Annotated in this window: 3 protein-coding genes and 1 pseudogene; all 4 read left to right on the forward strand. The window is 37.4% G+C overall.

What is annotated here, in order from left to right:
* Positions 1 to 85: 85 nt before the first annotated feature.
* The 4 genes and pseudogenes from AC1TPC_RS26750 to AC1TPC_RS26765 all read left to right on the forward strand — a co-directional run bounded on the left by AC1TPC_RS26750 (position 86) and on the right by AC1TPC_RS26765 (position 2,948).
* Positions 86 to 658, forward strand: coding sequence for a hypothetical protein (locus AC1TPC_RS26750; protein WP_482069760.1), 573 nt, complete (start codon positions 86 to 88; stop codon positions 656 to 658).
* 371 nt (positions 659 to 1,029) lie between these two features.
* A pseudogene (locus tag AC1TPC_RS26755) lies at positions 1,030 to 1,451 on the forward strand (helix-turn-helix transcriptional regulator).
* A gap of 26 nt (positions 1,452 to 1,477) precedes the next feature.
* On the forward strand, positions 1,478 to 2,005 hold the full coding sequence (locus tag AC1TPC_RS26760; RefSeq protein WP_482069761.1) for a phosphotransferase: 528 nt from the start codon (positions 1,478 to 1,480) through the stop codon (positions 2,003 to 2,005).
* A gap of 370 nt (positions 2,006 to 2,375) precedes the next feature.
* Entirely contained in the window at positions 2,376 to 2,948 is a 573-nt protein-coding gene (locus AC1TPC_RS26765) for a GNAT family N-acetyltransferase (RefSeq protein WP_482069762.1), read from the forward strand.
* Positions 2,949 to 3,124: the final 176 nt, after the last annotated feature.

Below are 3,124 nucleotides of genomic sequence, written 5' to 3' on the forward strand. Positions count from 1 at the left end.
GACAAGCTGTTGCCTTGGTCAACATCGCTACCGCTGACTTGCCACGTGTTTAAATCTTAATCCAGCTTATCTTAGCTCTCATCTGATGACAAGGTGGGGGCTATTTGACGCTTACGTTATTGGCGTAGCTTGGGCAACGTATGTGAAATATCCCCGCATAATTGATGTAAAGTTGTCAGGTGTTAAGTATCAGCTAGGTTCCGAAGGTGCGAAGACGGGTACGGAGCCATCGACGGTCGTAATTCAAGGTAAATTGCATACGAGCTTGACAGGCGAACAAGTATTCAAAGGTGAAGTTAGAATCGTTGGCGAACAAATTCCAGTACCTCCGGATCAGCGTAAGCTGGATATTCATTTTGCAAGAGAAGGCTGGGGCGCGATGTCGTATCCTTATTTTATCTATGACGAGCGAGGAGCTGTCGTAAAAGCTGAAATTTACCAGTCACATCTTATGTTCGCGAACAAAGACTTCAGCCAAGTAACGTTCCTTTTAGCAACGCCTAATCAACAGTCCGAAGCTGGTAATTCTCAGACCGTCTGGAATGTTGAAAATGGATATATGCTTGCAGCCCCCGCAACTACACGAGAAGAGGGCTTGAACCTATCGAATAAGCTGACTCGTGAATATTTGAAGCCTTATAGGAAGCCGTTACTATAACTTGTACGTCACATGATTAAGCAAACGGGACACGATAGTTCAGAATTGACCGCCTTATTTGTAGGGCGGCTTTTCTTTTGGTCAGATATAAAGCAAAGCATTATTGGCAATCGAAAGTTTTAGCAAAAACATGTCGTGAAACATACGCTAGATATGGCGAACAAAAAACAAATCGATGTAGCCGCAATAACACAGAGATTTCAAACTACAAATGGAAAGGTGAGATGATAGGGGAGGCAAGAAGCTGTAGGAATATGATAATTACTTCATCAGATCAATACGTTTGTATATTCATTAAAGCTATCCAAGTTTTCCAATTGCGTTGTATAATTTTGGTAGTCTAATACAAAAGTAATTGGGGAATGCGATAAATGAATAATGACTATAAAGATAGAATTGATAGAGTAATTAAATACATAGAGGAAAATAGTAATCAAAAACTCAATCTTGATATATTGGCTGGTGTTTCAAATTTCTCGAAATATCATTTTACAAGAATATTTACATCTATAGTCGGTGTGACTCCAGTTGCATTTGTAAATCAAGAGCGTTTATATAAGGCTGTTTATTTTTTGGTTGAAACCAACAAGCCCATATTGGAAATATCGAATCAATGCGGTTTCGAATCGGTGTCAACCTTCAATGCCCTCTTTAAGAAACATTATGGTTGCCAAAAAGCGAGTATGATTCCGACGATAGACCATGCCTCGAATTCTGTATGAATGATCCTGCTAAGGATAAGGAAGGGAAATGTAAAGTCGATTTATACATACCGATCAAGAAGAGAATATAAATAACCGTATGGAAGGAAGGTTATTATTGGGAACCGCTATAGGTATCGTGGATTGGGTAGAAAAAAAAGATAAGATGGATGAATTATTAAATCAAGAGGAAACCTTAACCACGAATCCAATGGATCATGGATTTGAAGCTGAGGTTATGAAGATAAGTTCAGATAAAGAGAGCTTTGTATTGAAAGTATGGAATAAGAGTTCAAGACCTGATGTTAGTTTTCAATTTCATTTATTGAATGTCCTTTATGAACGAGGATTAGCAGTCTCTAAGCCAGTGGGCTGGGGGGTAAATCCAAACGCAGATAAGGTGTTGTTAACTACCTTTGACGGGACGCCCGTTAATAAACTGAATGAAAAGAAAATGATTGATATTGCGAACATATTATCAAGAATACATCAAATCCATGTAAAAGAGATAGGAAATATATATCTTCCCAAGCACGATTTCATAGATTACTTTTTTCCTGGAGCAAAGGAACACGATGACTTAAATAGTGCATTAATCTCTGGTTCAAATCATTCAAATAAAGCAAGATCGTATAATTCATGGTGATTTCCATTTGGGAAACATTGTAGAGAAAAATGACCGATATACTGTAATAGATTGGACGAACGGACAATTAGGGGATTCCAGATATGATTTTGCATGGTCGCTTACGCTACAAAAGATATACATTTCGTATGGACATGCACGGGTGTTTCGTTCAGCTTATTTACTGGAAAATAATATTCAGCAGGAAGAACTTGAAGTTTTTGAAGCGTTGGCTTGTCTCAGGTGGATATTGCTAAATAGAAACGGTGGTGTACCCAAACGACCTAATACAATAGAGAGGGTACAAGGTTTAATAACAAATAATTCATTCTTAAAAGAGTTGGAGTTTAGGGATATTCCGATAAAAAAGAAAATATGGAGCGGTGACGGAATGAATATTGAAGCAGTTTTTGATCAGTTTCCTATCCTAAAGTCAGATGATTTCGTATTGAAGAAAATTGAAGATCATCATCTTGACGAAGTTTTTGAAATCTATAATAATGACAACGTGTTTGAATACTGCGGCATAATACCCAAACACAATAAAGATACTGTGAATAACATGATTGGCCATTTTGAGAGAGATTATAATAAAAGGTCAAGGGTTAAGTGGGGGATATTCGCCAACCCTAAACCCGATCGGTTGCTTGGAATTATTGAAGCTGTCGACTTTAATCAAAAGGTTAGCGCAGTGACGATAGGCTACTTTTTGTCGGAATCACATTGGGGAAAAGGTATCGCTACCGAAGCGGTAAAAATATTACTCGATTTTTTGTTTACGGATGTCAACGTCAACAGAATTCAGGCTGAAGTTATGCCTCAAAATGAGAATTCAAAAAAGGTATTGTTGAAGAATGGCTTCATCAAAGAAGGAACATTAAGACAAGCAACACTATGGGCAGGTAAAGGTATTGTCGACTTAGAAATATACAGTATTTTAAAAGAAGATTATGTAAAATGTTGAAGAAAGCGATTATGTTGATCCTGAATCCGTGACATAAATTTATGAAAATCGTAGATTATAAGAGATTTTAGGAGTAAAATTGAGATAACAGCGTGTTTTCTGCTGATATCTAATTGCACCTATGGGGTGAACTCCTATGACAACGAAATTTACACTTGAAACTTCCAGTGATTATT

It is taken from the genome of Paenibacillus sp. Y280, from assembly GCF_056786335.1.